Raw genomic sequence first — 5,581 nt, forward strand, 5'->3', positions numbered from 1 at the left:
CGCCGACACAGCACAAGTGATAACTTGTCACCGGTTGAGTATGAAAGGCGTTACTTTAAGAGCCTAACGGGTGTCTAGAATATCCGGGGCGATTCAGTTGTGACGTGGTCGTTGTGGGCGTACTTCAGTTCGGCCAGCGCAAGAAAATCTTCGTTCAGCTGTGAACCGTGGCCCGCTGCCAGGGTGACCGTTGCGGGGTACAGGTTCCATTCGTAGCCCGCTATGTTGTACGAGGCATAGAGGTCTTCATCTTCAAACTCACCGTACTGGCCAATGCGCTGTGCGAAAGGGCGAGAGCCACTGCTGTTACGCGGGCCTTCCAAGAGCACTTCATAGCGCCATTCGCGAGAGGCTTGGGTGCCGCTCCCTTGGCCTTTACTACGCTCGAACGTGCTGCTCAGCTGAGGGGCGCGCATTTCACGCCACTCTCTGGCCATATCGTCCCGCGTGGCGCTGGGCCGGGCTTCAACCAGCTCACGTGCAACCTCATCGGTGGTGCCGCGCCATTGGCCGCGCTGTAAGCGGGAGAGCAAGATGCCGTGTTCAGCCACTTCCTTACGGTCGGGTGGCAGTAGCGGGATGGCTTGCAAGAACGACTCCTCGGCCTTTCTTGGCAAGCCTCTATCGCGCTCAATATCGCCTTTCACGACCCATAAATAGGGTTCGGCAGGCGCTTGCGCCTGATAGGCCTCTAATTGCTCAGTGGCCTCTTCAGGGCGGCCACGCCAGGCCTCTAGCAATACTTCCAGTAGCAGCACTTTCTGGTAGTTGGGGTTTTCGATACGTACGGTGCGGGTGAAATCCAGCCGCTGCTCGGGCTCGCTGGCGCGCCATGACTGCAATAGTTTGTCGGCATCGCGGAAGCGCTGAGCATCGGTGTAGCTATAGAACAGCCCTTCGTTAAGCGGGTCGTCCGGGTTGGTGGCCTGTTCAGGGAATTGCCGAATCAGGCCTTCATAGAGCGCGATGGCTTCGTGTGGGCGGCCCATGCCGTTGAGCGCATGGGCTCTAGCGCGGGTAACGTAACTGGGCAACTGGCCGTGCTGGTTTTCAAGCCTAACCGCCAGGGCCTCCGCTTCGGAAAAGCGCCTTAATTCAGCCAGGGCAACTACCTTGTCGTATTCGGCTACGGTAATCAGCTCTTGGGGGGCGTCCGGGTTACGTAGCACGACATTCAGTTGCTCCAAACCGTTGGCCGTTCTGGAGGGCTCATCTGTATGAATGCCCAAGCGAATATCGGTAACCCCTTCATAATAAGTGAGCCAGAGGCGGTCACTTTCGCTAAACACATCCGGGTTGGACTGCATAATGCGCCGTGCCGCGGTGCTGGCTCCAAGGCCTACCGCCAACCGGTAAAGCGCTTGCAGTTCGCCTGTGTTGCTGGGGTCTTGCGTGACCAGTGCTTGGCGGGCATCTAGCTCTTGCATAGCGTTGGTGGTTCGCGCGGCTAGGTAGCCCTTGGCTTCAAGGCCGGCGGTTGTGGTGCCAGCTACCTGGTTGTACTGCTCCAGGGCGATCTGTGCCAGGGTGTAACTACCCATATCGGTGTGGACCAGTGCTTGACCTAGCCAGCCTTGTGCATTGGAGGGGTCACGGTAGGTGAGCGCTCGAAACATCTCTAACGCTTGGTCAAAGTCACCCGCGCTACGAGCAGCTCCGGCTAGGTTGGCAAGCTCAGAATCGCTGTAATCCTCAATTTGGCACCAGGTGCAAACGGCCAGCGCTTCCTGATTTCGGGAGGCACGCACGAGCAGGGCGACTAAGTCTTCACGCACGCGGTTGTCGCGTGTTTGGTGATAGAGTGTCTTTAAGCCATCGATGGATGTATCTAAAGCTCCCTGACGTGCCTGGATAACCAGTGCTTCGCGTTGCGCGTCGGTAGTGGTTTGCCCATAAGCCGCGCTGGTGGTGAGGCAGGCGAGCAGGCAAATCGGCAGTAAGGAGCTAGGGCGATTCTGCATGGTGATACTCCTACCCTGGAAGCTAATGAAAGTAGATTTGTAATCAAATGTATCTTCCTAGTGTATAGAAGTATCTTTAAGTAAAAATTGGACTAAAACATGAACTTGAAGAGTAATATTGTCAGCTAAAGGGGTGAGAGGCCTCATCTGCTTGCAACGAAAAATCCCCTTATGTTTTTGATTAGGAATAAAAAATAGATTTTATGCTAAGTTGGGGTAGTGCTAGGTTTCAATGAGACAGCTCAAGAAATTAGCTATTTGGAAGCGATTTTGAGGAGAAATAATGAGGCAATCAGAGTGAAGGTAAGCTTTTTTTGTAACTTTATGTTTCGCGATTTGCTTCCAATTGCTCAATCATTTTGCGGGCAGCATTAGAGAGCGTGCGGTTGTTATGTACTAGATAGCCCAACGGACGATGGATGGGAGCGGTGTCTACGGGTAGCGCTACTAGCTCGCTGTCGAGCATTTTTTCGGGTAACAGGCTCCACCCTAAACCAACGCCACACATCATTTTGAGCGTTTCAAGGTAGTTGGTGGACATGCTCACGGGCAGGTTAAGGCCTACTTCTTCAAAGCGCTGGCCAATCAGCGTTCGGGTAAAGGTTTTGGCCCCCGGCAATATGCAGTTCACTTCACACAGTTCCGCCAAGCTCAGGGGCTTGTCATCAGCACGGCTGCGTTGGGCCAGCGGGTGGTCCTTGGCGCACACAAAGCACAGCCGGTCACGCCATAGCTCCACGACCTGCAGTTGTTCAACGGGGTGGGGGGCAAGGGTGACGATGGCCATTTCCAGCGTGCCATCCATTACGCCCTGGTAGGCCAGTTCGGAATCTAAAAAGTGCAGGTCTAACGCGACTTCTGGGTGGCGCTGGGTGTACTGCTTCAATAGCGGCGGCAGCCGGTGCAAACCAATATGGTGGCTGGTGGCGAGCGTCAGTTTGCCGCCCACTTGGCCAGAGAGATTGGCCAGCGCTCGGCGGCTATCTTCTACTGTAAACAGAATGCGCTGCGCTTTGGGCAGTAGCACGTTGCCTGCCTCGGTTAGCGCAATGCGTCTTCCAATACGGTCAAACAGCCGCGTGCCCAGTAAATCTTCCAGCGTAGCGATGCGTTTGCTCACCGCAGGCTGAGTAAGGTGTAACTGTTCGGCAGCGCGAGAAAAGCTTTGGGTTTCTGCCACGGCGAGAAAGGCTTGCAGGCTTTGGGTATCCACGTGCCACTCCGGGAGTATCTATTCCTGTTTGGAATCTAAAGTATGAATAACATGAATTGCTTTTATGGGCGAGTCGCGTAACACTCCTGTTCATCGCAATTTAAGCAGCACGCAGAGGCTGTCACACCGAACTAGCAGGGCACCGCCCAGGAGAGCCATATGTCAGGTCAAACGCTTTACGACAAACTCTGGAACCAGCACTTGGTGAAACAGCGCGATGACGGTACGGCGCTGATTTACATCGACCGCCAGCTGCTTCACGAAGTGACCTCGCCCCAGGCGTTTGAAGGCCTGCGTTTGGCGAAGCGTAAGCCCTGGCGTTTGGATGCCAACCTGGCAACGCCGGATCACAACGTTCCCACCACGCTGAAAGAGCGCGCCGAGGGCAATAGCGGTATTAAAGACCCGGTGTCGCTTATTCAGGTGCAAACTCTGGACGATAACTGCGTCGAGTACGGTATCGAAGAGTTCAAAATCAACGACCCGCGCCAGGGCATCGTGCACGTGGTTGGCCCTGAGCAGGGTGCCACACTGCCAGGCATGACCGTGGTATGCGGCGACTCCCACACCGCCACCCACGGCGCGTTTGGCGCGTTGGCTCACGGTATCGGCACCTCCGAAGTGGAGCACGTATTGGCCACCCAGTGCCTGCTGGCGCAGAAGATGAAGAACATGCAGGTGCGCGTTGAAGGCGAGCTTGGTCTTGGCGTGACGGCGAAAGACGTGGTGCTGGCGATTATCGGCAAGATCGGCACCGCAGGCGGCACGGGTTACGCCATCGAATTCGCGGGTAGCGCCATTGAGTCGCTCTCTATGGAAGGCCGCATGACGGTGTGCAACATGGCCATTGAAGCGGGCGCTCGCGTGGGCCTGATCGCGGTGGACGATACCACTATCGATTACCTCGCCAAGCGCCCCTTCGCGCCAACGGAAGCGCAGTGGGAAGCCGCGGTGGCGGATTGGCGCAACCTGGTATCGGATGCGGATGCCCACTTCGATAAAGTGGTCACGCTAAAAGCGGAAGAGATTGAGCCGCAGGTGAGCTGGGGCACCAGCCCGGAAATGGTCACCGGTATTTCAGGCCAAGTGCCCGACCCGCAAGCGGCTCTGGATGAAACCGTTCAGCGCAGCCACGCCCGCGCGTTGGAGTACATGGGCTTGCAGGCGAACCAGAAAATCACCGACATCAAGTTGGATAAAGTCTTTATCGGCTCCTGCACCAACTCGCGTATTGAAGACCTGCGTGAAGCGGCAAAAGTGGCCAAGGGCAATAAGGTGGCTGATTCCATCAAACTCGCCATGGTGGTGCCGGGCTCTGGCTTGGTGAAACGTCAAGCGGAGGCGGAAGGACTGGACAAAATCTTCATTGAGGCGGGCTTTGAGTGGCGCGAGCCGGGCTGCTCCATGTGTTTGGCCATGAACGCCGACAAGCTGGGCGCGGGCGAGCACTGTGCGTCTACCTCTAACCGTAACTTTGAGGGTCGCCAGGGTTATGGCGGTCGTACTCACTTGGTGAGTCCTGCTATGGCAGCGGCGGCGGCGATTGCTGGCCACTTTGTCGATGTACGTACCTTACCCGCTAACGACGCCACTCACGCGCAGGAGGCCTAAGCCATGAAAAAGTTCGAACGTTTTGAAGGCGTGGTCGCGCCGTTAGATCGCGCTAACGTCGACACCGACCTGATCATTCCCAAGCAGTTTTTGAAGTCCATTAAGCGCACCGGTTTTGGCGTAAACCTGTTTGACGAGCTGCGCTATTTAGATGAAGGCCAGCCGGGCCAGGACTGCTCCCAGCGCCCGCTGAATCCTGAATTCGTATTGAACCAGCCGCGCTACCAGGGCGCTGAGGTGCTGCTGGCGCGCCGTAATTTCGGCTGCGGTAGTTCCCGCGAGCACGCCCCCTGGGCGCTGGAAGATTTCGGCTTCAAGGTGGTGGTTGCCCCTAGCTTTGCCGATATTTTCTACAACAACGCATTTAAAAACGGCATTCTGCTGATCACGCTGGCGGAAGAGGAAGTCGACCGCTTGTTTGCGGAAGTGGACGCCAACGAAGGCTATCAGCTCGACGTGGATCTGGAGCATCAGCGGGTGATTACCCCAGGGGGTGAGATTCTGGAGTTTGAGGTGGATGCATTCCGCAAGCACTGCCTGCTGAATGGCTTGGACGATATTGGCATCACCCTGCAAGACGAAGATGCCATTCGTAGCTTTGAAGAGAAGCACCGCCAGCAGCGCCCGTGGCTGTTCCGCCAGCCTGCGTAAGTATTCAATTATCAGTGCTAAGGATTGAGCATGACTCATAAAGTGTTACTGCTGCCCGGTGATGGTATCGGCCCGGAAATCGCGGCCCAGGCGGCGCGTTTGTTACAAGCCTGCCAAGAGGCGGGCTTGGATATTGAAGTAGAAG

The 5,581-nt window shown here is 56.2% G+C and carries 4 protein-coding genes and 1 pseudogene; 3 read left to right on the plus strand and 2 right to left on the minus strand.

Going from position 1 to position 5,581, the window contains the following annotated elements; genetic code table 11:
* Positions 1–74: 74 nt before the first annotated feature.
* Together pgaA and BIS10_RS16990 are read right to left on the minus strand one after the other, a co-directional pair.
* Positions 75–1,961 carry a poly-beta-1,6 N-acetyl-D-glucosamine export porin PgaA gene (gene pgaA / locus BIS10_RS16985; RefSeq protein WP_253507046.1) on the minus strand — a complete coding sequence of 629 codons (1,887 nt, stop codon included), beginning with the start codon at positions 1,959–1,961 and terminating at the stop codon, positions 75–77.
* A 322-nt stretch (positions 1,962–2,283) separates the two neighbouring features.
* Positions 2,284–3,174 (minus strand): LysR family transcriptional regulator, encoded by an 891-nt coding sequence (locus BIS10_RS16990; RefSeq protein WP_253507049.1) that lies wholly within the window; start codon positions 3,172–3,174, stop codon positions 2,284–2,286.
* Between the two features lie 159 nt (positions 3,175–3,333).
* On the opposite strand from BIS10_RS16990, the gene leuC reads away from it, so the two are divergent.
* The 3 genes and pseudogenes from leuC to BIS10_RS17005 form a co-directional block, all read left to right on the plus strand.
* On the plus strand, positions 3,334–4,785 hold the full coding sequence (leuC, locus tag BIS10_RS16995; protein ID WP_083026416.1) for a 3-isopropylmalate dehydratase large subunit: 1,452 nt from the start codon (positions 3,334–3,336) through the stop codon (positions 4,783–4,785).
* Between the two features lie 3 nt (positions 4,786–4,788).
* Positions 4,789–5,436 carry a 3-isopropylmalate dehydratase small subunit gene (gene leuD, locus BIS10_RS17000; RefSeq protein WP_253507052.1) on the plus strand — a complete coding sequence of 216 codons (648 nt, stop codon included), beginning with the start codon at positions 4,789–4,791 and terminating at the stop codon, positions 5,434–5,436.
* Positions 5,437–5,466: 30 nt separating this feature from the next.
* Positions 5,467–5,581: pseudogene (locus BIS10_RS17005) on the plus strand (isocitrate/isopropylmalate family dehydrogenase); the annotation flags it as partial.

This window comes from Halomonas sp. 707B3, from assembly GCF_024158645.1.
Lineage (GTDB): Bacteria > Pseudomonadota > Gammaproteobacteria > Pseudomonadales > Halomonadaceae > Vreelandella > Vreelandella lionensis.

What these genes read in the sequence shown, in the direction of transcription:
- pgaA (WP_253507046.1), bottom strand. Translation starts at nt 1,961, where the DNA reads ATGCAGAATCGCCCTAGCTCCTTACTGCCGATTTGCCTGCTCGCCTGC.
- leuC (WP_083026416.1), top strand. Translation starts at nt 3,334, where the DNA reads ATGTCAGGTCAAACGCTTTACGACAAACTCTGGAACCAGCACTTGGTG.
- leuD (WP_253507052.1), top strand. Translation starts at nt 4,789, where the DNA reads ATGAAAAAGTTCGAACGTTTTGAAGGCGTGGTCGCGCCGTTAGATCGC.